We start from the raw sequence: 23,648 nt of genomic DNA, 5'->3' as shown, positions 1-23,648 counted from the left end.
CACCGATGACCGACCGCCCCCTCGACACCGACGTCCCCAGCCCGGCCCGCATCTACGACCTCTGGCTCGGCGGCAAGGACAACTACGAGATCGACCGCGTCGTCAGCGCGCAGATCCTCGCCGCCGTGCCCGAGTTACCGGTGCTGGCTCGCACGAACAGGGAGTTCCTCGGCCGCGCCGTCCGCCACATGGCCGGGAAGGCGGGGATCCGCCAGTTCCTGGACATCGGCACCGGCATCCCCACCGCCGACAACACCCACCAGGTGGCCCAGTCGGTGGACCCCACCTGCCGGGTCGTCTACGTCGACAACGACCCCATGGTCCTGGCCCACGCCCGCGCCCTGCTGCGCGGCACACCGGGGGGCACGACCTCCTTCGTGGACGCCGACCTCCGCGACCCCGACGCGATCCTGTCCGCCGCCGCCGAAATACTCGACTTCGACCGGCCGATCGGCCTGACCCTCCTCGGCGTCGTCGACTTCGTCCCCGACACCGAGACGGCCCGCTCGATCATCGGCCGCCTGCTGTCCCCGATGGCCCCCGGCAGCCATCTGGCCATCTCCCACGGGCTCGTGGGCAGGCAGTTGGAGGAGGGCGTACGGCACTGGAACGAGAGCGGCGGCACCCCCATGACCCTGCGCACGCTCGACGAGGTGACGGGCTTCTTCGACGGTCTCGAACTGCTGGAGCCCGGGGTGGTCGCCCTGCCGCGCTGGCGCCCCGTACCCGAGACCCTGTACGCCGACCGGGAGGCCGTGTACTACGCGGGCGTCGGCCGCAAGCCCTGACCCGCGTCCTCCGGCCCCCCGGTCGCCCCCGAGACCCCCGGGAGCGGGCTCTACTTGCGGCGCGGCGCGGTGACCGTGAACGAGGCGGTGGCGACCTTGTTGCCGACCTTGACGCTCACCGTCTTGCTCCCGGTCTTGGTCTTCGACGGCACGCTCAGGGTCTTGGTGGCCTGGCCGTCCGAGAGCGCGACGCGGTAGGTCTTGCCCTCGGGGCTGGTGACCGTGGCGGTGCCGGAGGAGAGACCCTTGGCGACGATCTCCACGTCGTACGACGAGCCCGCGCTCACGCGGCCCGGGTCGACCGTCACCTTCAGTGAGGCCGCCTGGCGCGACTTGGCCTCCTTGCGCTTGGCCGACGACGAGTGCGCCGGAGCCTTCGCGGCGGCAGTGTTGGTGGTGGTGACGGCGGCGGCGGTGACGGTCTGCGGCACGCGGGGGGCGTCGGCGAGGGCGGACCCGGCGAAAGGCAGGGCGACGAGGGCCGCACTGGCGACGGTCACGGTGAAAAGCTTGGCGAAACGCACTGGTCGTCAATCCCATCCTGGACGAACCCGGCCGAATCCCCCATGAATCCGGCCCCGAAGGTCGTCCACACCCAGCACACTGCCGACCGAACGTGAGAAAGACCTATCACGGGCCTGTGAGTTCGGTAAGCGGAGGCGGGCCGCCTGATCTGGGGTTCACGGTCCGGGCCGGTGATCTGGGACACATAACTTCTCTTATGCGACGTTCGGCGTTCTCCCGGATTCGCTCCCGGGTGCCGCGCCCGCCTCGCCGGACGCGTACGAGCCGGTCCGCCGCATGAGATCACGGCGTGATCACGACGAGCTGTGCGCCAGATAAATCCGGACAAAGAGAACATAAAGCCCCAGTCAAGAGGGATACGTTCCTGCCCCATAGACGCACCGAACGCCTCGCGCGTTCCCGCGACGAACAAGGAGCAATCCCTTGAAGATCAAGCGCACCCTCACTCCCCTCGGCGGTGGCCTGGCCGCCGCGGCACTGCTCGGCGCCTCGCTCGCCGGATCCGCCCAGGCGCAGACCTCGCAGGTGAAGCCATCTGAGAGCGTCAGCGCCACGACCGCCAAGGGGATCGCCGCGTTCTGGCTGCAGAACAACGGCGCGGCACTGAAGGCCGCCACCTACCTCGAGGAGGACACCACCGACGTCGACCAGCTCAAGTCCACCGGCACCGCCTCCACCGACACCAAGGCGGGCTCGGTGGCCCCGACCGGCACCACCACGTCCACCTCCACGTCGAAGAACGTCAACCTGCCGAAGACCATCGGCAAGGTCTTCTTCGTCGACCAGGACGGCGAGAAGCGCTGGTGCTCGGCCTCCTCCATCCAGTCGAACTACCGCAACCTGGTCGCCACCGCCGGCCACTGCGTGTACGACACCTCCAACGACGAGCAACTCGTGGACAACTGGGTCTTCGTGCCCGGCTACTACCAGGGCAAGGCCCCGTACGGCGTGTACGTCGGCAAGCAGGCGTTCGTGCACTACGACTACAGCGTCTACGAGGACTACGACCGCGACTACGCGTTCGTCTCGGTCTACAACGGCGTGACGGTCAAGGACTCGACCGTCACCGAGTCCGAGTACGCCGCCGACAAGGCCAAGGCCGCCACCGACACCACCAAGGGCGAGCTGAGCTACCACGACAGCGCCTCGAACACCTACCACGTGGTCCAGGTCTCGGACGCCGGTCGCCTGGGCGACAACGTCGGTGGCCAGGGCATCGCCTGGAACCAGCCGCTCAAGAAGGCGCACTACGTCTTCGGCTACCCGCAGGCCGCGCACCCCGACGGGAACAAGCCGTACACGGGTGTCACGCCGAAGTGGTGCTACGGCACGACCACGGACAAGACCGTGGGCTCGGCCGCGAAGAAGATCGAGGAGCACGTGGGCCTCAAGTGCGCCATGACCGCCGGCGCGGACGGCGGCCCCTGGCTGCTGAACTACAACAACTCCAAGCGGACCGGCTACCTCAACGGTGTGACCAGCAGCTTCTACGACCAGGACGAGAACAACCGGGTCGACTACGTCAGCTCCCCGTACTTCGACGGCGAGACCCACAGCGTCTACGCCGAAGCCGCCAAGGTCTGGTCAGGAAAGCTGTTCTGACCACCGCCGGGCGTTCAGGGAGAACGTCCCGCAGAGAAGGGGAGGTGGGTTCTGGGTAGCTCGGACAGCGCCTTAAAGGGTTAGGAGGGGCCCGGCCGCGTGCCGGGTCCTTCCGCTGATCAGGGGCCGGACTCACAGGCGTTTCATAAGCGGCCCTTCATCAAACACTCATGCGCGGAGGCCATCGTCACGACTATGCACACGACTCGTCAGAACCACCCGTCCGAGCCCGTGCGCCGCGCGGACGGCAGCTCGATCAACATCCTCGTCGTCGACGACGAGGCGTCGCTGACCGAACTGCTGTCCATGGTCATGCGCCAGGAGTCCTGGGACGTCCGCTGCGCCCACAACGGCAGCGAGGCCATCCGCGCCGCGCGCGGGTTCCGGCCCGACGCGATCGTCCTGGACGTCATGTTGCCCGACATGGACGGCATCGAGCTGCTCCCCCGGCTCCGGGCGGTGCTGCCGGGCGTGCCGGTCCTGTTCCTGACCGCGAAGGACTCGGTGCAGGACCGCCTCATCGGGCTGCGGGCGGGGGCCGACGACTACGTCACCAAGCCGTTCAGCCTGGAGGAGGTCGTCATCCGGCTGCGCGGCCTGCTGCGCCGATCGGGCGCGGCGCAGGCGCGGCCCGACGCCGGGCTCGTCGTGGGCGACCTTGAGCTCGACCAGGAGACCCACGAGGTACGGCGCGACGGCAAGGAGATCAGGCTCACCCCGACCGAGTTCGAGCTGCTGCGCTTCCTCATGCACAACCCGGGCCGGGTGCTCAGCAAGTCGCAGATCCTCGACCGGGTGTGGGCCTACGACTTCGGCGGGCAGAGCAACGTGGTCGAGTTGTACATCTCGTACCTGCGACGCAAGATCGACGCGCAGCGCAAGCCGATGATCCACACCGTGCGCGGCGTCGGATACACCCTGCGCCCCGCCGGATGAAGCCCGGGCGACGGCCCGGGTGGATCCGCCGCCCGGCGATGTCGCTGGAGGCCAAGCTCGTGGTCTCCGCCATCGCGCTGCTCGCCGTCGTCTCCGCCGCCATCGCCACCGCGACGACGCTGCTGTTCGACGACGTCCTCATGGACCGGCTCGATCTCCAGGTCGCGGCCGCGGCCCGCCGTTCCCTGGGCGCGGCGGGCCAGCCGCCGCCCGAGGTCAGGGAGGTGGCGTTCCTGCTGTCGCCGGGGCAGGCGGTGGACACGTTCGGGGCACGGGTGCGGGAGGGGGTCGTGCTCCGCGCCGCCGTGCTGACCGGCGTCGGCACCGTACGCGACGTGAACGTCCCGCCCGCCGTGGCCCGCGTGGACGGCAGGCCCGTCACGGTCAGCCTGGGTCCGATGGGCGACTATCGGATGGTCGGCACGCGTACCCGTGACGGCGACGTGCTCGTGGCCGGGCTGCCGCTCTCCGACGTGCGGTCCACGCTGACCAGGCTCGTGATGGTGGAGGCCGCGGTGACGCTCGCCGGGGTGGCGTTGACCGCCGGCGCGTCCACCCTGTTCGTCCGCCGTGCCGTACGCCCGCTCGGCAGGCTCGCCGCCACCGCCGCCCGCGTCTCGGAGCTGCCGCTGGCCACCGGTGACGCCGTGCGCCTGGCCCGGGTGCCCGAGGTGGACACCGACCCGCGTACCGAGGTCGGCCAGGTCGGCGGCGCGCTGAACCGCATGCTCGGCCACGTCGAGACCGCCTTCGCCGTGCGACACGAGAGCGAGACCCGGCTGCGCCAGTTCATCGCGGACGCCAGCCACGAGTTGCGTACCCCGCTGGCCTCGATCGCCGGTTACGCCGAGCTGACCGAGCGGACCGGTGAGCCGCGCGGCCCGCAGACGGCGCACGCGCTCGGCCGCATCCGTTCCGAGGCGGGCCGGATGACCACGCTGGTCGAGGACCTGCTGCTGCTGGCCAGGCTGGACGCGGGCCGCCCGCTCGAACGGGTGGAGCTGGACCTGTCGCCGATCGTGGTGAACGCGATCAGCGACGCGTACGCAGCCGCGCCCCGGCACCGCTGGCTGGTCAGCCTGCCCGACCAGCCCGCCCTGGTCGTCGGCGACCACGACCGGTTGCACCAGGTCGTGACGAACCTGCTGGCCAACGCCCGTACGCACACCCCGCCCGGCACGACGGTCACCACGACGGTGCTGCTCGCCCCCGGCCGGGTCGCCGTGCAGGTCGCCGACGACGGGCCGGGCATCGCGCCGAAGGTGCTGCCGCACGTGTTCGGCCGGTTCGCGCGGGGCGACGGGTCCCGCTCCCGGCTGGCCGGGAGCAGCGGTCTGGGGCTGGCCATCGTGTCGGCGGTCGCGGCGGCGCACGACGGGTGGGTGGAGGTGCGCAGCGTTCCAGGGAACACGGTGTTCACGCTGGTCCTGCCCGCCTCACGCGAACAGGTCCCGCCGGGCGAACGCGCCGCCGCCGACGGCCACGAGCCCGGCGGCGACCACGGCGAACGCGGCCGGGACCGCCCACCCGGCGGAAACCATGGGATGGACGTAGCCGAACGGCGTGAACAGGAACGCCGTCTCGCCGATCGTCCCGGCCTCCCACAACGCCACGCAGATCCCCGACGCCACCACCGTGACCCAGGCGACGGGGACGGCGGCCCGGGGACGCAGCCCGTACGCCGCTATCGTGAGACCCGCCACCACCCAGGCGGCGGGCGCGAACAGCAGGACCGTGCCCGTTCGGGCGAGCACCGCGCCGAGGCCGCCGGTGGCGAGCGCGTCACCCGCTCCCGTGCCCAGACCGACGGCCAGCAGCATGGCGACCGGCCCGGCCAGAGCGAGCGCGACGTGCCCGATCAGCCAGCGTGACCTGCCGGTGGGCGTGGCCAGCAGCGGCGACACCCGGCCCCGGCGCTCCTCTGCGTACGGCCGCAGCGCCCCCGCCGCGGTCAGGCAGCCCACGGCCATGCACAGGACGTACGTGAAGATCTCCAGCAGCGTCTGCCCGGTGACCGTGGGCAGCTCGAACGAGGCCGACACCCAGCCGACGCCGACGGCGACCGTGCCCAGGGCGACCGTCCAGGCGACCGTCTGCCCCCCGTACAGCCGCCAGACCAGGGCGGACGTACCGGCGAGCCTGCCTCTGACCGGGCCGGTGCCGCCCGCCCGGTCGGGCAGCAGCCCGGCGCCGAGGTCGCGGCGGGCCGCGAGCGCGTACACGACCAGGGCGAGCACGACCGTGAACGCGAGCGGGACCAGCGGCGCCCACCAGCGCTCGGCCCCGTACGCGCGGGCCAGGCGCGACCACCCGGCGGGGAGGAGCCCGATCCACTCACCGGGCACCACGACCCCGGGCACGAGCCCCACCGCCAGGACGCCCACGGCGGCGCCGCGCGCGAGCGCCGCGCTCTGGCAGAGCTGCGCGGCGAGGAGCCCGCAGGCGGCGAACCCCGTACCGCCCACCGCCGCCGTCAGCCCGAACAGCAGGCTCCCCCCGAACGGGAACCCGAACCCGAGCGGCAGCGCGACGGCCAGCAGCGCGGCCACGGCCAGGTTGACGGCGGCGGCCACGACCAGGACGGCGCCGACGGTGGCGCGCCTGCCGACGGCGCGGGCGGCCACGAGTTCGCCGCGGCCCGCGTCCTCCTCGGCGCGGGTGTGTCTGATCGCGAACAGCAGCCCGGCCAGACCCGTGATGAACAGGCTCTGCACACTTGACCGCCAGGCGACCAGGCCCTCGATGGAGGTGTCGTGGACGGGGCCGAGCAACGCCGTGGTGACCGGGTTGGCGGCGCTCATCTCGGCGAACGCCGTCCTGGTGGCCTCGGTGGGCAGCAAAGCGGCCAGGGAGTAGGCGTTGAACAGCGGCACGGCCACGGCCACCGCGATCCAGGCGGCGATCAGGAGGCGGTCGCGGCGCGCGACGAAGCGGACGAGCACCCCCGTCCCGGCGAACGAGCCCGCTCCGGCACTCCCGCCGTTGGCAGGACGACCGGTGGTCACCGCGTCACCGCCTCGGGCTCGGCCGGGCCGCCGTCCTCGGCCTGGCGGTAGTGGCGCAGGAACAGCTCCTCCAACGTCGCGGGCTGGGCCGTCAGGTCACGCAGCCCGTACGCCGCCAGCCGGGTCAGCGCCTCGCCCGCCTTCCCACCGTCCACCCGGAACCTCACCTCGGTGCCCCGCCCGGCGCCCCGCTCGGTGCCGCGCTCGGTGCCGTGCGAGATCTCCAGGTCGTGCACGCCGTCGAGCCACTCCGGAGGACGTTCGAGTGGGCGTTCCAGCCGGGCGGTGATCGAGGTCCAGGTGAGGTGGCGCAGCTCGGCCAGGGTGCCCGACTCGACGACGCGCCCCCGCCTGACGATGCTCACCCGGTCGCACAGGGCCTCCACCTCGGCCAGGATGTGGCTGGACAGCAGGATCGTGGTGCCCTCGTCGCGGCGCTCCGCCAGGCAGCGGCGGAACTCGGCCTCCATGAGCGGGTCGAGGCCGGAGGTGGGCTCGTCCAGCAGGAGCAGCTCCGACCGTGTCGCCAGCGCCGCGATCAGGACGACCTTCTGCCGGTTGCCCTTGGAGTAGGCACGCGCCTTCTTGCCCGGGTCCAGCGCGAACCTGTCGATCAGGTCGGCGCGGCGGCGTTCGTCCGGCCGGCCGTGCAGCCGTCCGAGCAGGTCGATGGTCTCGCCGCCGGTCAGGTCGTCCCAGAGGGTGACGTCGCCGGGGACGTACGCCAGCCGCCGGTGCAGGCGTACGGCGTCGTGCCAGGGATGCCCGCCCAGCAGCCGTACCTCGCCGGCGTCGGCCCGCAGCAGCCCCAGGAGCACGCGCAACGTGGTCGTCTTCCCCGCGCCGTTGGGGCCGAGGAAGCCGTGGATCTCCCCGTCGGCCACCCGCAGGTCGAGCCCGTCCAGCGCCCGCACCCGCCCGTACGACTTGACGAGACCGGACACCGAGATCACAGGATGCATGCCTGGCACGGTACGCCTAAAATTGCAGTCCTGTAAATATGCATCAGATGCAATATCATGTCGTCATGTCATTGCGGGAGCGGAAGAAGCAGCGGACGCGACAGGCGCTCATCGACATCGCCGGCCGGCTGTTCGACGAGCAGGGGTACGAGGCCACGACGGTCGACCAGATCGCGGCGGCGGCCGGGGTGTCCACCCGCACGTTCTTCACCTACTTCCGGCACAAGGCCGACGTGCTGCACACCAACAGCGCCGAGCGCCTGGACGCGGGCGTGGCGGTGCTCGGCTCCCCCGAGCCGGGCGAGACGCCCGCCGAGCTGCTGGCCAGGGCCTTCGAGGTGATGCTTGCCGAGAGCTGGGAGCTGGGGCTCACGGCGGGGCTGGTCGGTGCGGCGGTCAACCTGCCGATCGAGTCGCCGCGGGCGTCCGTCGACCGGTCGAACGCCCGGCTGGAGCGGCTGGCCGCCGCGCTCTCCGCGGCCTGCGGGATCGACCGGATGACGGCGTACGCGATGGTGGGGGCCGCGATCGGGGCGGTGAGCGCGACGGCGGCGGTCTCGCTGTCCGAGGGCAGGCCCGACGAGGAGACCCTGGCGGAGGCCGCCCGCGCCTGCCGCCGCGCGCTGGCCGGCTTCGGGCACCCGCCCGACCGGCAGGCCCCGCCGCTAGATCCGATCTAGCGGCGCATCTAGCGCCTCCTGGGTGAAAGGGGGTGACACCATGGCGGGCGACGACCGGCTCAGCGTCACGGTGATCATCGGCAGCACCCGGGTGGGCCGCATGTGCGACACGGTCGGCGGCTGGTTCGCCGAGCGCGCCCGGCGCCGCGACGAACTCGCCGTCGAGGTGCTCGACCTGGCCGACTACGCGTTCCCGGCCTGCTACCCGCAGGAGGCCGCACCGGCCATGCGCGACTTCGCCACGGCCGTCGGCGCCGCGGACTCGTTCGTCGTGGTCACGCCGGAGTACAACCGCAGTTTCCCCGCCTCGCTCAAGCAGGCGATCGACTTCGCCTACGACGAATGGCACGCCAAACCGGTCGGGATCGTGGCCTACGGCTCCGGCTCGTCCGGCCACTACGCGGTCGAGCACCTCCGTACGGTCTTCTGCGCCCTGCACGCCGTCACCGTGCGTGACTGGGTAGGACTCGACCTGCTGGGCCCCGGCATAGACGCGTACGGCCGGCCCGGTGACACCGACGACCGCCTGCGTGCCGTCGCGGCCATGCTCGACCAGCTCACCTGGTGGGGCCGCGCCCTGCGCGAGGGCCGCCGCACCCAGCCTTACGTCTCCTGAAAGGACTCGTCCATGCCAGACCTGGCAATCCACACCTCCGGCCTGGTCAAGGTCTTCGGCGACACGCGCGCCGTGGACGGCCTCGACCTCTCCGTGCCCGCCGGCGCCGTCTACGGCGTGCTCGGCCCCAACGGCGCGGGCAAGACGACCGCCGTACGCATGCTGGCCACGCTGACGCGGCCCGACGGCGGTGAGGCGACCGTGTTCGGGCACGACGTGGTGCGCGAGGCCGACGCCGTACGGTCACGGGTCAGCCTGACCGGCCAGTACGCCTCCGTCGACGAGGAGATGACCGGCGCCGAGAACCTCGTCCTGCTCGCCCGCCTCCTCGGCCACCGCAAACCGGCGGCGCGCGAGCGGGCCGACCAACTGTTGGACGCGTTCGGGCTGTCGGAGGCGGCCGGGCGGCAGGCCAAGACGTACTCGGGCGGCATGCGGCGCCGCCTCGACATCGCCGCCAGCATCCTCAACACGCCCGACCTGCTCTTCCTCGACGAGCCCACCACCGGTCTCGACCCGCGCAGCCGCAACCAGGTCTGGGACATCGTCCGCATCGTCGTGGCCCACGGCACCACGGTGCTGCTGACCACCCAATACCTGGAGGAGGCCGACCGGCTGGCACAGCGCATCGCGGTCATCGACCACGGCCGGGTCATCGCCGAGGGCACTCCCGGCGAGCTGAAGTCGTCCGTCGGCTCGGGCTCCATCCACGTACGCCTGCGCGACGCGGCCACCCGTCCCGACGCAGAACGCGTACTCGCCGAATCCCTCGACACGCCCGTCTACCTGGAGGCCGACCCGGTGGCGCTCACCGCCCGCATCACCGGCACGGGCGACGAGGCGGCACAGGCCGCACGGGCCCTCGCCCACCTGGCCGAGGCGGGCATCGTCGTCGACGACTTCTCCCTCGGACAGCCCAGCCTCGACGAGGTCTTCCTCTCCCTCACCGACCGCCCCGCCACTGAGGAGGCAGCAGCATGAGCACGACCACCGAGAGCGGCACCGCCTACGTGCCCGCGTCCGAGGCCCTGGCCACCGTCCTCGCCCCGGCGGCCAAACCGGCGCGGCCGAGCGCCTGGTCGGCGTCGATGACGTTCGGCTGGCGGGCGATGTTGAAGATCAAGCACGTGCCCGAGCAGCTCTTCGACGTGACGGCGTTCCCCCTCATGATGACGCTGCTGTTCACGTACCTGTTCGGGGGCGCGCTGGCCGGCTCGCCGACCGAATACCTGCAGTTCCTGCTGCCCGGCATCATGGTGACGAGCGTCGTGATGATCACTATGTACACCGGTCTGGAGGTGAACAAGGACATCGACAAGGGCGTCTTCGACCGTTTCCGCACCCTGCCGATCTGGCGTCCGTCCACGATGGTCGGCTACCTGCTGGGCGACCTGCTGCGCTACACCATCGCCTCGACCGTCATCCTCCTGGTCGGCCTGGTGATGGGCTTCCGCCCGCAGGGCGGGCTCGCCGGGGTGCTCGTCGGGATCCTGCTGCTGCTGGTGTTCTCGTTCGCGTTCTCGTGGGTGTGGACGATGTTCGGCCTGCTGATGCGCAGCGAGAAGGCGGTCATGGGGGTCAGCATGCTGGTGCTGTTCCCGCTGACCTTCCTGAGCAACGTGTACGTGGACCCGTCCACGATGCCGGGCTGGCTCCAGGTGTTCGTCAACGCGAACCCGATCAGCCACCTGGTCAGCGCGGTCCGGTCGTTGATGGGGGGCACGACCGACACCGGCGAGATCATCTGGGTCCTGGTGGCCTCCGCCGCCTTCATCGCGATCTTCGGCTCCCTGACGATGCGCCTCTACAACCGCAAGTGAGTTCTAGCTGGGAAAACGCGGCCGGGATCAAGGGTCCTCGAGGTGGTGGAATCCCGCGCGCGGTCGTACGCGCGCGGGGTCAGAGCACGCGGCCGGGGTCGTCGAGCCAGACTCGTTGCCCGTCCGGGCCGACCGTCATGCCGAACCGGTCGGGGCCGGGCTCGCCCCACCCCACCCACCGGAAGTAGGCGTCCACGACCTCGTCCCACAGAGGCCGGCTGCCCACCTGGTACACCTCGAACTCGGTTTCGCCGGGCCGCCACTCCACCGTCCCCCACGAGTACGGGTCAGCCGGGTCGGACAGCCACAGCCGGAACAGCTCCCCGTCTTCGTCCCGGTCGTCGGCGTGGACGGAGGCGATCCCGGTCAACGCCGAGATCGCCAGGCCCGCGCCGGGAGGGGCGTACGCGACCGTCCGCGGGTCGATGTCCGTACTCGACCAGTGCTTGTCCTCCGGCCGCCGCGCCGCCCTGGTTCGCGGTTTCCGCTGGGCGCGCATCAGCATGTAGGAGGCGAAGCCGGGGAAGCGGCCGTGCGCGACACCGCCAGACCTGACGACGAGCCGCAGGGCGTGGTCGACGCCGAACCCGGGCCGGTACGGAGCCACGATCACGCCGCCCGGCCGGGCCTGCTCGACCCACCCGTACGGCACCGTACGGATGCCGCAGGTGACGTGCACCCGGTCGAAGGGAGCATGCTCGGGGTAACCTTCCGCGCCGTCACCCACCACCAGGTGCGGGTGGACGCCGGCCGCGGCGAGGCTCTTGGCCGCCTGCTCGGCGACCGAGGGGTCCACCTCGATCGACGTCACCGCCCCACCCGCGCCGACCAGGTGAGACAGCAGGGCGGCGGTCCAGCCGGTTCCGGTCCCGATTTCCAGTACGCGGTGGCCGGGCTCGATGGTCAGCCACTCCAGCAGGTCGGCGACGGTGCTGGGCGCGGAAGCCGACGACGTGTACTCCCCGGCCGCTTCCCGGAGAGGGGTGGCGCCGTCGTCCAACTGGGTGACGATGACGGTGTCGGTGTAGACGGCCGCCATCCAGTCCTGGGGGTCGGAGGCCCGGTCGATGATCCGTTTGCTGTCGTCGCCGGCGTCGGCGAGCCCGACCGGCGGGATGAACAGGTGACGGTGCACGGCGCGGAAGGCGTCGTACACCCGGCCGCCGGCGGGAGAGAGGGCGCTGATCTCATGGATCAGCGCCTCTGTCCGGTCGTCGGGGCTCGTCACTTCCCGCTGCCCTCGCCGCCCTGGTTGCCGGTGCCCGCATTGCCGTTGCCGCCGCCGTGCCGGCCGCCGCCTTGACGGTCCTTCGACGGCGGCGGCGGCTCGAACGGCTTGTCCTTCTTCTGCTCGCCGCTGTGCTTCCCACCCACGCTCGGCTCCCCTCAACCTGTGACAACATCTCGCCGTGACCGTACGGCTACCGTGAGGGATGGGCAAGGAGAGAAACCCATACCTACCCGGGTCGGCGAACCGCTGTCCGCAGCGGAAGCAGGCCGTCCCGGCCAGTGGATTACCCGCGCCCGAGCGGTCCACCGTCGAGCCGCCGTCCGCGTGAGCGGTGACGCCCTACAGTCGCCAGGAGACCTGGTGCTGGGGCTGGTAGCGGCAGGTGGTGCCGGTCGAGATGGCGGCGCGCAGGTGGGTGGCCAGCTCGGGGTGGGCGTGGTCGAGCTTGCGCAGCGTGTCGCGGATGCGGGCCGTGACGGTCTTCCTGGCGCGTTCGGTCTCGTCGCCCAGCCGCCGGGTGCGACCGCCGAGCCCCGCCGCCGCCCGCAGCTCTGCCAGCAGGGCGGCCCGCTCCTCGTCCAGCTCTGCCGCCCGCCGGTCGTCGCCCAGCTCGGCGGCCCGGTCGATCTCCTCGTCGAGCCGGGCAAGGTGGCGGCGGTAGCGGGTCTTGGCCTCCTCGTCGAGCACGTCGTCGCCGCCCATCCGGCGGGCCGCGAGCACGACCTCACCGCCCGCGGGGTCGAGCAGCACGACGGCGGGCACGTCGTCGCCTGGGCGGCTCAGCAGGGTGTGCAGGTCGCGCAGGCCCTTGGCGTCGGGCACGTGGGCCACCCTGCCCGCGAACGCCAGCGACCAGACGGCGCCCTCCCGCCGGAACTCGCCCGAGCCCGGGGACGCGGACCCGCCGCCGACCGAGGCCGAGGACTCCGGCCCTTCATCCGTCAGAGCCGAGGACGCCGACCCCTCATCGGTCGGGGCCGGGGATGTCGGTCCCCCATCGGTCAGGGCCAGGGACGCCGGGCCTCCATCGAGCGGGGCCCAGGCCATCGGTCCGCCCGCGCCCAGGGCCGGGGCCGCCGGGCCGCCCGGCAAAGGGGGCGCCGCGTTCCCCTCGGCCGGTGCGGGCCCTTCGCCGACGGCCGGGGACGCGGAGGCGGTGTTCGGCCAGTCGTTGCCCAGCAGTGCCAGGGTGCCCCGCGCCACCGGGCCGGTGAGAGAGGCGTCGCCGGGGTGTACGTCTCGCCACAGCGACCCCGGCTGCGGACGTGCCCACTCCATCCCCAGCTCCTCCGCCTCCCGGCGCACCCCTTCGAGCAGGCCCTGGGCCGCCGTGGCGGCGCCGCTGGAGAGCAGGGTCTCGGCCAGGTGGGCACGGGCCAGGACGGACCACGGCCGGGCACCCATCGCGTCGGCCGCCCGGTAGGCGGCGGTGAGCTCTTCCACCGCCTCCGCCCAGCGCTCCTCGGCCGCGTCGACCAGGCCCAGCCAGAGATCGTACGGCCCGCCGATCTCCCAGCCGAACAGCGCCACCGCCCACTGCCCCCGATGCGGCGCCAGCAGGGACCGGGCCCTGGCGCACAGCTCGGGGTCCTGGGTGGCGGCGGCCAGCTCCGCCTGCAGGCGCACCCAGATCGGCTGGATCATGCGGTCGTCGGGCTCCTGGTCGTCGAAACGGCGCAGCGCCGTGTCGAGGTCGCCGGCGTGCAGGGCGGTCAGAGACTCCAGCAGCGGCACGCACGGGTGGCCCGTGCCCCTCAGCTCGCGCAGCAGCCGCTCCTGCTCCTCGACGCGGCCCCGCAGCGCCATCATCGCCCAGCGGTGATGCGCGATCATGTACAGGAAGTGGTCGTGGTGATGATCGGGCCGGACGGTGCGGATCAGGGACTCGGCCTCGTCGAACCGGCCGGTGAGGCCCGCGATGATGCTCGCGTCGACGTCGGCGGTCATCGCGAGGTGGGGCCGGCCGCCGCCGCGCGCCCTGGCGGCGTAGGTGTGGAACTCGTCGAGGTAGCGGGGGTCGCCACGTTCGATCATGGCCACCCAGCGCAGGGCGGTGGCGAAGTGTTCGAGATCGGCGTCGGCGGTGCGCCGCGCCACGTGGATCAGCTCGCCCGTCAGCGCCACCCGCTCGTCGGCCGTGCCCGGCCCCCAGATGATGTCGTGGTGGGCCCACAGCCCGAACGCCAGCCCGTCGTCATCGCCCCGCCCCCTGGCCAGGTTGACCAGGTGGACGACCAGCTCGACCGCGAGCCGCTCGTCGGGCGCCGCGCCGCCGACCAGCCTGCGGTGGGCGTCTCTGAGCTGGGACAGGGCCTTGTCTCTGCCGTAGTGGCTGTGGAAGACGAGCGCGACCCTGGCGGGCAGCTCGGGGTCGTCGACGTCGCGGGCGATGGCGGCGGCCTCGGCGAAGACGCGGTCGGCCTCGTCGCGCTCGTCGAGGTGGTGCAGCTCTCTGCCCAGCTCGAGCGCGACCATGCCGCGCCTGCGCGGGGCCACGGCGGCGCTCAGCTCGTAAGCCCTGCGCAGGTGTACGATCTGCTCCTCCCCCGCCAGCCGGCCCTTGGCCTCGCGGGCGGCGTCGAGCAGGAGGTCGATCGCGCGGTCGGGGCTCAACCGGTCACCCGCGAGGTAGGCGTGCCTGGCCAGGTCGCTGGGCGGCAGCTTGCCCGCGAGGCCGGGCGAGCCCTCCAGGGCGGCGACCACTGCGGCGTGCCTGGCGCGCGGGTCGTCGAGGGAGTCGTAGAGGGTCTCGCGCACCAGGTCGTGGGCGAACGCGAACACCCCGCCGCCCTTGGTCACCACGAGCTTGGCCACCACCGCCAGCTCCAGCAGCCGATCGACGTGCGCGACCGGGGCCGCGATGGCAGCGGCGAGCACCTGGCGGTGGAACTCCCTGCCCAGCACCGCCGCGGCCGGCAACAGCTCGGACACCAGCCGCGGCAGCAGCGACAGGCGGCGCAGCAACGCGTCGCGCACGCCGGGCGCGATGGCGCTGGCCGAACCGCCGCTGCGCCACAGCCTGGCGGTCTGCTCGACGAAGAACGGGTTGCCGCCCGTGCGCAGGTGGACCTCGGCCACCAGGTCGGGCGGCGGCTCGTGACCGGCGGTGCGGGCCATCAGCGCGCCGACGCCCGCTTGGTCGAGCCCGGTGAGCGTGATCGTGGTGGCCTTGGCCACGAGCGGCGACAGCAGGTCGCGCAGCGGGTGGTCGACCGGCTCGACCTCGGCGTCGCGGTAGGTGCCGATCAGCAACAGCCGTTCGAACCAGGTCTGCTGCGCCGCGAACTCCAGCAGCCGCAGCGAGGCCGGGTCGGCCACGTGGAGGTCGTCGATCACGATCACCACCGGGCGGCGCTGGGCCAGCGCGACCAGGGCGGAGGTGACGGCGTCGAAGACCTGGAAACCGTCGAGTGCCTGGCCCTGGGCGGGCGGCTCGCCCTCGACGCGGCGGCTCGCGCCCGGGGCCTCGCCGAGCAGGGCGGTCAGGCTACCGCCCGCGGCCTCCTCGGCGGCGGCCCACTCCGCGGGCTCGGCCGCGCGCCGCAGCGCCCTGATGACCTGGACCCACGGCCAGTAGCCCGGGGCGCTGCCGGAATCCCAGCACGCGCCGCCCACCACCAGCGCGCCGCGGCTCCTGGCCTCACGTGCGGCGCTGGTGACGAGCGTGGTCTTGCCGATGCCCGCCTCGCCGGTGACCAGCACCAGCCCGCCGTGGCTGCCGACGACCCGGCCGATCTCGGCACGCAGCAGCGCGGCGGGGTGCTCCCTGCCGATCAGCTCGTGGGCCGCGACGTCGATAGGCATGACCCTTGCACGTTATCCGGGCGCTCCGACAATTTCCCACTGCCGGACGCGGCCCAGAGCCAGGCGCCGGACGCGACCGGGAACCCGGCGCCGAGCCCCACCGGGGTCACGACGCCGGGCTCCCGGTGGCGGGCCCTACCAGGCGACCTCCAGGGAGGACAGCCCGTACACGATGCTGGACGTGCGGAACCGCGCGGCGGTGTCGGTGAGCCGCAGGCCGGGGAAGCGGGCCAGCAGCGCGGGGAAGGCGATGCGCAGCTCCATGCGGGCCAGCGGCGCACCGAGGCAGTGGTGCACGCCGTGCCCGAACGCGAGGTGGCCCGGCGCGCCCCGGGTGAGGTCGAACGTGTCGGCGTCCGGCATGAGCGACGGGTCGCGGTTGGCGGCGGGCAGGGCGCAGAGCACCAGCTCCCCCGCCTTGATCTGCTGGCCGCCGACCTCGGTGTCCACGGTGGCGACCTTCGTGGTGCCCGAGTTGACGATGCTGAGGAAGCGCAGCAGCTCCTCCACCGCCGCCTCGATGCGCTCCGGCTCCCGCCTGAGCAGGTCGAGCTGCTCGGGGTTGCGCAGCAGCGCCAGCGTGCCCAGGGCGAGCATGTTGGAGGTGGTCTCGTGCCCGGCGAACAGCAGCAGCCCGCCGATCCCCACCAGCTCGTCGGTGGACAGGTCGTCGCCGTGCTCGCGTACGAGCATGCCGAGCAGCTCCTCGCCCGGGTTCGCCTGGATGCGGGCGACCAGCCCCTCCATGTACGCCCGCTGCTCGAACTGGAGCCTCATCCGCTCCTCGCCCGGCACGGTCATGTCGAGCATCCGGTTCGTACGCCGCTGGAACCCCTCCCGGTCCTCGTACGGCACCCCCAGCAGCTCGCAGATCACCAGCGACGGGATCGGCAGCGCGAACGACGGCACCAGATCGGCGGGCGCCCCGGCGGCCTCCATGGCGTCGAGGTGGTCGGCCACGATGCGCTCGATCCGCGGTTCCAGCCGCCGCATCCTGCGAATGGTGAACTCGGGGGTCAGCATCCTGCGCAGCCGCGTGTGCTCGGGCGGGTCGACGCCGAGCAGGTTGCCCGCGCGTACTTTGGCAAGCTGCTCCTCCGTCATCGGCGGCGCTCCTGGCAGCCGTGCGATGGTCTGCGGGGCGACCTTGAATCGCTCGGCGTCGCCGAGCACCTCCCGCACGTCGGCGTAGCGCGTCACGAGCCAGGCGTCGTCTCCGAACGCCGTCGCGACCCGTTTGACCCGCTCATCGTCCCGCGCGGACGCCAGCTCCGGCGCGGGATCGAACTCCACCCGCCGCATGTGCAGCGGCATCGTCGAGGTCTCGCTCATGCAATCCCCTGGATGATCCTGGATTTTTGTGATCAACCGTACTGATCGCCGGGGACGGTCCACTAGTTGCGGTCTTCAATCGTTGTGCTCCCGTACGCCGCGGCGGGTGCGCTGGGCGTGCCGTTGCGGATCGTGGACCTGCCGGGCGAGCCGTTGGCGCTGGTCCGTCCCGACCAGCACGTGTTTGTAAGCCTTCGGCGGCTACTTACCAAGAAGAGGTGTAGATCGACGAAGGGAGCATGGCCGGTGCGGTTGAAACGGGCGGCACTCGCCACGGACCCCGTGGCGTTCGAAGCCTTCTACCGGCGGCACATCGAAGCGGTCACCCGGTTCCTGGCCCGCCGGATCGACGACCCGCACACGGTCGCCGACCTGGTGGCCGACGTCTTCCTCGCGGTGCTCGACTCGGCCCACACCTACCGGCCGGGCAAGGGCAGCGAGATCGCCTGGCTGTACGGCGTGGCACGCAACACGCTGTCGGCCGAGCGACGGCGGGCGCTGAAGGAGTCGCAGCTCACGCATCGGGTGAGCGGGCGGCGTCCGCTGGCGGGTGACGACGTGGCCAGGCTGGAGGAGCGCATCGACGCGGAGCGGCCCGCCAGGCTGGCGTTCGAGGCCATGGCCGACCTGCCGGACGGGGAGCGCGCCGTGCTGGAACTGGTCGTGCTCGAACAGCTCACCGTCACCGAGGCGGCGACGGCGCTCGGCATCCGATCGGGAACCGCCATGGTACGGCTCCACCGCGCGCGGAAGACCCTCCGGAACCTGCCCTTCGTCCTGGAAGGAACGACCTGATGACCTTCGAGGAGCAGTTGCTGATGGACCTCAAGACCGAGATCGCCGCCCGTGCCGAGCGCGCCCGCCGGGTACGCCGCCGTCTGTTCACGGGAGTGGCCGTGGCCGCGCTCGCGGGGGCCGCGGCCGTCGCGCTGCCGCTGCTGACCGGCTCCGAGCAGCCCGCGTACGCGGTGAGCGAGAACGCGGACGGCACGATCCGGGTGGAGATCAACGAGTTCAGGGACGCCGACAAGCTGGAGGGAGACCTCAAGAAGCTGGGTGTCACGGCCGACGTCACCTACCTCCGGCCGGGCACGAAGTGCGAGGGCACGAGGGGGCGGATCGCCGACGGCCTTGAATCCATGACCAAGGGGAATTACCAGGAGTCCCTCTCGTACAAGGCCGCCCGGCCGCGCGGGGCGGGCGTCGAAATCTCCCCCAAATACCTCAAAGACGGCCTGACGGTGATGATGGAGGTCACCGAAAACGCGGACCAGACCTCCGGCCCGGAGAAGCCGCGGGCGTTGTGGCAGTTTCGCGCGCTGGTGATGGACGGGCCGGTGCAGCCGTGCGTCCCGGTCGAGGACCCGACCTGGGACGACCTCGGCGGCCCCGAGGGCCGGCCACCGGCCGGGAGCTGACCCGCCACGTCGCGCGCCGTGATTGATCTCACATAGCGGTACGATTGGTCTTACCAGCCAAGACATGCCCTAGAGTCGCAGAGCATGACACCCTGGGAGATGGTCGCGGTGCTCGCGGCCGGGGTCGCGGGCGGAGCGATCAACACCGTCGTCGGCTCCGGATCGCTCATCACCTTCCCCACGCTACTCGCCGTCGGCCTGCCGCCGATCACGGCGAACGTCTCCAACAACATCGGCCTCGTCCCCGGCGGGCTGACCGGTGTCATGGGCTACCGGGCCGAGCTGAGTGGGCAGCGCGCCCGGCTGCTCCGGCTGGCCCCCGCCTCGCTGGCGGGTTCGCTGGCCGGTGCCGTGCTGCTGCTCAGCCTGCCCGAGCGGACGTTCACGGCGGTCGTCACCGTGCTCATCGCGCTGTCGTGCGCCATGGTCATGATCCAGCCCCGGCTGAGCCGCCTGCTGGCCGACCGGCCCCGGCACGCGCACGGCGGCCCGTGGCTGTGGCTGGGCGCGCTGGCGTCCGGCGCGTACGGCGGCTACTTCGGCGCGGGCCAGGGCATCCTGCTCATCGGCCTGATGGGCGTCCTGCTCGACGAGGACCTGCAACGGATCAACGCCGCCAAGAACGTCCTCGTCGTGCTGGTCAACGCCACGGCCGCCGTCCTGTACGCGCTCGTCGCCCACGTCGACTGGCTCGCGGTGCTGCTGGTGGCGCTGGGCTCGATGGCGGGCGGGTTCGTGGGCGCGCGGATGGGGCGCAGGCTGCCGGCCCCGGTGCTGCGCGGGGTGATCGTGTGCATCGGGGTCGCGGCCATCGTCAAGCTGCTCACCGAGTGACCCGCCCGGCGCGGGATGCAGGCGGTCAGCCCACCAGCCCCAGGAGGAACGCGACCGGCACGAACGCCACCCCCAGCCCCAGGACCCACCACCGGGGCGCGGGGCCGTTCCGCAGCACGGTGACGCCGAGCGGGACCAGGGCGACGGCCAGCCCCGCCGGCGCCACCAGGGAGACCGGGTCGCTGCTGCCCTTGAGCACCCCCAGCGGCAGCCCGGCCGCCAGCCCGAGCGCCACGCACCGAACGAGACCCAGCGCCCCGGCCCGATACGCGCCGACGGCCAGCACGATCCAGCCGACCATGATGCACACGTTCGTGGCCTTGAACACGTGGAACGCCCCGTACGTCGTCTCCACCGCTCGCTGCGCCGCGACCGGCCCGAGCGCGTCCACGAGCTGGAAGGCCAGGTGGCTCACCCCGGCGTGGAACACCCGGCCGAACAGCCCGGCCACCACCAGCGTGAGCCCCCACCGCGCCCAGCCTGGCCGGGTGGGCCGGATGAGCCGGGCCAGCGCGGTCACGGCGGGCCACAGCAGCACGACCCCGGCCGCGAACAGACCGTACGACAGCGCCATCCGCCCGGGATCGGCGGCGTAGGCGGCGAGCTGACCGGGGAAGAAGTCGTCCTCGCCGATCCGGAGGAGCACCCCGGCGGCGAGCAGCACCGGCCCGAGCACCAGCCCGGCCCCCTCCACCCAACGGCCCGGCACCCCGCCGGAAACCTGACCCGGGATCTCACCTGGAACCGCGTTCGTCATAGCGGCCATCCAACTCGCGGCAGGCCGCGGGCACACGGGTGATCGGGCGAGCATCGCAGGTAGACCCAGCACCACCGCCAGCCCCGAAGGATCGGGCGTCAGGCGAACGAGCGGGCCATCTGGTCGAGGATCTCGGTCGCGACCTCGCGCAGCGTACGGGCCTCCCGCTCCTCGGTCCACACCTGCGCGGCCAGCCGTATCGCCACCAGGAAGGCCGCCGCGAGCACCCTGGGCGACACCTGGGCCGGTCGCCCGTCGATCGCGTCGGCGAGGTCGCGCTCCAGCGCCGCGTGGTTGGCGAGCTGCCTGGCCAGCAGCGACGGGTGCTGCCTGGCCAGCCGAGCCCGCGTCGCCGACTCGCGCTCCGGCTCCCCCATCTCCCGGTTGAGGTGGTCGGCCGAGCCCCGCAGCACCTGCCAGGCCGGCACCTCGGGCGGCTGCTTCCGCACCCACTCGACCAGGGCCCTGATGCGCTGCTCCTCCCCGTAGAGCAGCGCGTCCTCCTTGCCGGAGAAGTAGTTGGAGAACGTGCGCCGCGAGATGTTCGCCGCGTCGGCGATCGCCTCGACGGTGACGGCGTCGAGCCCGTGCTCGATCACGAGCCGTAGCGCCGCCTCGTGGACGGCCTGGCGCGTCTCGGCCTTCTTGCGCTCGCGCAACCCCATGGTGGTCTCCATGATGCGGCCAGCCTACCGTCAGGGCTGACGTGCGCTCCGTGAGCAACGGCACGTGGAAAGGCGTGCGAGCCCCGGCTGCGGTCAGGGCTCGCACAAGATCATTCTGCCCTATGTCGATCATGGACCGTGCCCCGGGGGCGGCGCCGGGAGAACCCTCCCCGGAGGGAAAGAGACGATGGACGAATGAGGGAGAAGCCAGCAAACTCGCGAGGTGGGACGGAGTAAACCTGCACTGTTACGGAGACCCCGATGGCAAGCCTGGCTTCTCCTTCGCTGGTCGGGCGCGAGCCCCAGTTGCGATTACTCGTCGCCGCCGTCAGCGGCCCGCCCGCCGTCATCCAGGTGCAGGGTGAGGCGGGCATCGGCAAGACCAGCCTCGTCAGGGCGGCGACCGGCCTGCTCCCCGACGGCACGCGAACCGTGCTGCACGGCCACTGCCAGCAGATCCGCGAGCCCTTCCCGTACGGGCCGGTGTTCGACGCGCTGCGCCACGCCGCGACGGCCCTGCCCGGCCGCGACCGGCTCAGCCCCGTCACCGGGGCGCTGCGCGGCTACCTGCCCGAGCTGGCGGGACACCTGCCGCCGGCCCCCTCCCCGTCGCCGCTGGACGACCCCCGCGCCGAGCGGCACCGCCTGTTCCGCGCGGTGCACGCGCTGCTGGGCGCGGCCGGGCCGGTCGTGCTCGTGGTCGAGGACCTGCACTGGGCCGACGACGGCACCCGTGACCTGCTGCGGTTCCTGACCGACCAGCCGCCGGAGGGGCTGGCGCTGGTGGTCACGTTCCGCAGGGAGGAGCTGCCGGTGCCGGGGCTGCCGTTCGGGCACGCGTACCGGCGGGTGCCGGGGGTGCGCAGCGAGGTGATCTCGCTGACGCCGCTCGACGTCGAGGGGGTGCGCAGCCTGGCGGGGGCGCTGCTCGGCCGGGCCGCGCCGACCCCCGCCTTCGCCGCCAAGCTGCACGAACGCACCGCGGGGGTGCCGTTCGTGATCGAGGAGGTCGTACGGTCGCTGCTCGACGGCGACGGACGGCTGCCCGAGCCGGGCGCGCTCGACCGCATGCCCGTGCCGGTGCTGCTGGGCGAGGCCATGGCCGAGCGGCTCACCGGGCTGTCATCGGCCGCGTTGCGCGCCGTGCACGCCGCCGCCGTCCTGGGCCTGCCGGCCGAGGAACCGCTGATCAACGCCGTCTCCGGCGGCGACCCCGCCGAGCCGGGGCTGAGCCAGGCGCTGCAGGCCGGGGTGCTGCTGGAACAGCAGGACGGCCAGTACGGCTTCCGCCACGCCCTCGCCCGCCAGGCCGTCTACGACGCCATCCCCGGCCCCGACCGCCGCCTCATCCACCGGCGGGCCATGTCCGCGCTGGCCGCGCTCGACCCGCCGCCGCTCGTCCAGCTCGCCCACCACGCCCGCCGCGCCGGCGATGTCGCGGCCTGGCAGCGCCACGGGAGCGCCGCCGCCGACCACGCCGCCGCCATCGGCGACATCCCGCTCGCCGTCGAACTGCTCGAAGGGCTGCTCGCCGACCCGAAGCTGTCGCAGGAGGCCAGGGGCCCGCTGGCGCTGCGGCTCAGCCGGATCGCCGCGATCGGCCTGTCGCACCGCCGCGTCGTACGCATCCTGCGCCACCTGCTCTCCGACGACCTGCTGTCCCGGCGGGCCCGCGGCGAGGCCCGGCTCAACCTGGGCGTGCTGCTGTCCAACCAGGCGGGGGCGATCACCGCGGGCCGCAGGGAGATCCTGGCCGCGCTGCCCGACCTGGCCGACAACCCGTGCCTGGCCGCCCGCGGGCTGGCGCTGCTGGCGATGCCGTCGTGGGGCGGCGAGCCGCTGGCCATGCACGAGGAGTGGATGGCGCGGGCGGAGAAGCTGGTGGCCGAGGGCCGCGACCCCGAGCTGACCGCCGCCGTGCTGGCCAACAAGGTCAGCATCGCCATGCTGGTCGGCTCGCAGGAGGCGTTCGAGCTGGCCGAGACGCTGCCGGCCAACGACCCGTCCGCGGCGGTGCGCAGGCAGGTGGCGCGCGGCTACTCCAACGTGTACGACGCCGCCCTCGCCCTCGGCCACTACCGCGCGGCCGAACGCTTCGCCGACCGGGCCAGGCGGATCGCCGAGGAGACCGGCGCGCTCTACCCCGTGTTCCTCGTGCAGATGTCCTCGCTCCGGCTCGACCTGCTGACCGGCCGCTGGGACGGCCTGCGCGAGCGGGCGGCGGCGGCCGTGGAGATGACGTACGAGGCCCCGCTGCTGGCGGTGGAGGCCCGGCTCGCGCTCGGCGTGCTGGGCCTGGCCAGGGGCGAGTGGGACGAGGCCGGCGAGCACCTGGAGGCGGCCGGCGTCCGCGACCTGGACTCCGGCTTCCTGCCGGTCGCCCTGGCCGGCTCCAGCGGGCTGGTCGAGCTGCACCTGACCAGAGGCGCGCTGGAGGCGGCGCTGGCCGCGGCCGACCTGGCGGTGACCCGGCTGCGGCACAAGGGCGTGTGGGTGTGGGGCGACCAGCTCGTGCCGGCCGCCGTCGCGGCGCTGCTGAAGGCCGGGCGGCCGGAGGAGGCGGCGGGGCTGGTGGCCGAGTTCGCGGCGGGCATCGAGGGCAGGACCGCGCCGTCCGCGCACGCCGGGCTCGACCTGGCGCGGGGCGCGCTGGCCTGGGACGCGGGCGCGCTC

20 protein-coding genes are annotated in these 23,648 nt (G+C 72.7%); 12 read left to right on the top strand and 8 right to left on the bottom strand.

Going from position 1 to position 23,648, the window contains the following annotated elements; genetic code table 11:
• The first annotated feature begins 5 nt into the window (after positions 1–5).
• Positions 6–788: an SAM-dependent methyltransferase gene (locus tag ABD844_RS35530; RefSeq protein WP_344887806.1), complete on the top strand. Its 783-nt coding sequence runs from the start codon at positions 6–8 to the stop codon at positions 786–788.
• A 50-nt stretch (positions 789–838) separates the two neighbouring features.
• On the opposite strand, the gene ABD844_RS35525 is transcribed toward ABD844_RS35530, so the two are convergent.
• Positions 839–1,288, bottom strand: a complete 450-nt coding sequence (locus ABD844_RS35525) for a hypothetical protein (RefSeq protein WP_344887803.1) — start codon at positions 1,286–1,288, stop codon at positions 839–841.
• A 448-nt stretch (positions 1,289–1,736) separates the two neighbouring features.
• On the opposite strand from ABD844_RS35525, the gene ABD844_RS35520 reads away from it, so the two are divergent.
• From ABD844_RS35520 to ABD844_RS35510, 3 genes are all read left to right on the top strand, one after another.
• Positions 1,737–2,915 carry a trypsin-like serine peptidase gene (locus ABD844_RS35520; protein WP_344887800.1) on the top strand — a complete coding sequence of 393 codons (1,179 nt, stop codon included), beginning with the start codon at positions 1,737–1,739 and terminating at the stop codon, positions 2,913–2,915.
• 195 nt (positions 2,916–3,110) lie between these two features.
• Complete coding sequence (locus ABD844_RS35515) at positions 3,111–3,851, top strand: response regulator transcription factor (protein WP_344887797.1); 741 nt, start codon at positions 3,111–3,113, stop codon at positions 3,849–3,851.
• Positions 3,848–5,722: a sensor histidine kinase gene (locus tag ABD844_RS35510; protein ID WP_344887794.1), complete on the top strand. Its 1,875-nt coding sequence runs from the start codon at positions 3,848–3,850 to the stop codon at positions 5,720–5,722. The genes ABD844_RS35515 and ABD844_RS35510 overlap by 4 nt, the downstream gene beginning before the upstream one ends.
• Before the next feature lie 1,130 nt (positions 5,723–6,852).
• On the opposite strand, the gene ABD844_RS35505 is transcribed toward ABD844_RS35510, so the two are convergent.
• A complete protein-coding gene (locus tag ABD844_RS35505) occupies positions 6,853–7,818 on the bottom strand; it encodes an ABC transporter ATP-binding protein (protein WP_344887791.1) in 966 nt (321 codons plus the stop codon).
• Positions 7,819–7,883: 65 nt separating this feature from the next.
• Between ABD844_RS35505 and ABD844_RS35500 the strand changes: the two genes are divergently transcribed.
• From ABD844_RS35500 to ABD844_RS35485, 4 genes are read left to right on the top strand one after another with little or no spacing between them, the layout of a single operon-like run.
• Positions 7,884–8,498, top strand: a complete 615-nt coding sequence (locus ABD844_RS35500; protein WP_344887788.1) for a TetR/AcrR family transcriptional regulator — start codon at positions 7,884–7,886, stop codon at positions 8,496–8,498.
• 40 nt (positions 8,499–8,538) lie between these two features.
• The gene (locus ABD844_RS35495) at positions 8,539–9,114 is read left to right on the top strand and encodes an NADPH-dependent FMN reductase (RefSeq protein WP_344887785.1); all 576 of its coding nucleotides are present in this window, start codon (positions 8,539–8,541) and stop codon (positions 9,112–9,114) included.
• 12 nt (positions 9,115–9,126) lie between these two features.
• Positions 9,127–10,095 carry an ATP-binding cassette domain-containing protein gene (locus tag ABD844_RS35490; RefSeq protein WP_344887782.1) on the top strand — a complete coding sequence of 323 codons (969 nt, stop codon included), beginning with the start codon at positions 9,127–9,129 and terminating at the stop codon, positions 10,093–10,095.
• Positions 10,092–10,934, top strand: a complete 843-nt coding sequence (locus tag ABD844_RS35485; RefSeq protein ID WP_344887779.1) for an ABC transporter permease — start codon at positions 10,092–10,094, stop codon at positions 10,932–10,934. Before ABD844_RS35490 ends, ABD844_RS35485 begins: the two co-directional genes overlap by 4 nt.
• A 79-nt stretch (positions 10,935–11,013) precedes the next feature.
• On the opposite strand, the gene ABD844_RS35480 is transcribed toward ABD844_RS35485, so the two are convergent.
• The 4 genes from ABD844_RS35480 to ABD844_RS35465 form a co-directional block, all read right to left on the bottom strand.
• A complete protein-coding gene (locus ABD844_RS35480) occupies positions 11,014–12,162 on the bottom strand; it encodes a methyltransferase domain-containing protein (RefSeq protein ID WP_344887776.1) in 1,149 nt (382 codons plus the stop codon).
• Positions 12,159–12,308 carry a hypothetical protein gene (locus tag ABD844_RS35475; protein WP_344887773.1) on the bottom strand — a complete coding sequence of 50 codons (150 nt, stop codon included), beginning with the start codon at positions 12,306–12,308 and terminating at the stop codon, positions 12,159–12,161. Before ABD844_RS35475 ends, ABD844_RS35480 begins: the two co-directional genes overlap by 4 nt.
• A gap of 196 nt (positions 12,309–12,504) precedes the next feature.
• Positions 12,505–15,969, bottom strand: a complete 3,465-nt coding sequence (locus tag ABD844_RS35470) for an ATP-binding protein (protein WP_344887770.1) — start codon at positions 15,967–15,969, stop codon at positions 12,505–12,507.
• Between the two features lie 135 nt (positions 15,970–16,104).
• Complete coding sequence (locus ABD844_RS35465; RefSeq protein WP_344887767.1) at positions 16,105–17,301, bottom strand: cytochrome P450; 1,197 nt, start codon at positions 17,299–17,301, stop codon at positions 16,105–16,107.
• A 246-nt stretch (positions 17,302–17,547) separates the two neighbouring features.
• On the opposite strand from ABD844_RS35465, the gene ABD844_RS35460 reads away from it, so the two are divergent.
• The 3 genes from ABD844_RS35460 (at position 17,548) to ABD844_RS35450 (ending at position 19,553) form a co-directional block, all read left to right on the top strand.
• A complete protein-coding gene (locus ABD844_RS35460; RefSeq protein WP_344887764.1) occupies positions 17,548–18,096 on the top strand; it encodes an RNA polymerase sigma factor in 549 nt (182 codons plus the stop codon).
• Entirely contained in the window at positions 18,096–18,719 is a 624-nt protein-coding gene (locus tag ABD844_RS35455) for a hypothetical protein (RefSeq protein WP_344887761.1), read from the top strand. Before ABD844_RS35460 ends, ABD844_RS35455 begins: the two co-directional genes overlap by 1 nt.
• A gap of 84 nt (positions 18,720–18,803) precedes the next feature.
• The gene (locus ABD844_RS35450; protein WP_344887758.1) at positions 18,804–19,553 is read left to right on the top strand and encodes a sulfite exporter TauE/SafE family protein; all 750 of its coding nucleotides are present in this window, start codon (positions 18,804–18,806) and stop codon (positions 19,551–19,553) included.
• A gap of 25 nt (positions 19,554–19,578) precedes the next feature.
• Here ABD844_RS35450 and ABD844_RS35445 read toward each other — a convergent pair whose 3' ends face one another.
• On the bottom strand, positions 19,579–20,310 hold the full coding sequence (locus tag ABD844_RS35445; protein WP_344887755.1) for a hypothetical protein: 732 nt from the start codon (positions 20,308–20,310) through the stop codon (positions 19,579–19,581).
• A gap of 98 nt (positions 20,311–20,408) precedes the next feature.
• Entirely contained in the window at positions 20,409–20,987 is a 579-nt protein-coding gene (locus ABD844_RS35440) for a TetR/AcrR family transcriptional regulator (RefSeq protein WP_344887752.1), read from the bottom strand.
• A gap of 249 nt (positions 20,988–21,236) precedes the next feature.
• Between ABD844_RS35440 and ABD844_RS35435 the strand changes: the two genes are divergently transcribed.
• The coding region (locus ABD844_RS35435) for an ATP-binding protein (RefSeq protein ID WP_344887749.1) at positions 21,237–23,648 on the top strand (2,412 nt) is incomplete at its 3' end.

This window comes from Nonomuraea antimicrobica (assembly GCF_039536965.1).
GTDB lineage: Bacteria > Actinomycetota > Actinomycetes > Streptosporangiales > Streptosporangiaceae > Nonomuraea > Nonomuraea antimicrobica.
The sequence above is the reverse complement of the archived record's forward strand: the minus strand, read 5'-3'. Positions and strand labels throughout refer to the sequence as shown.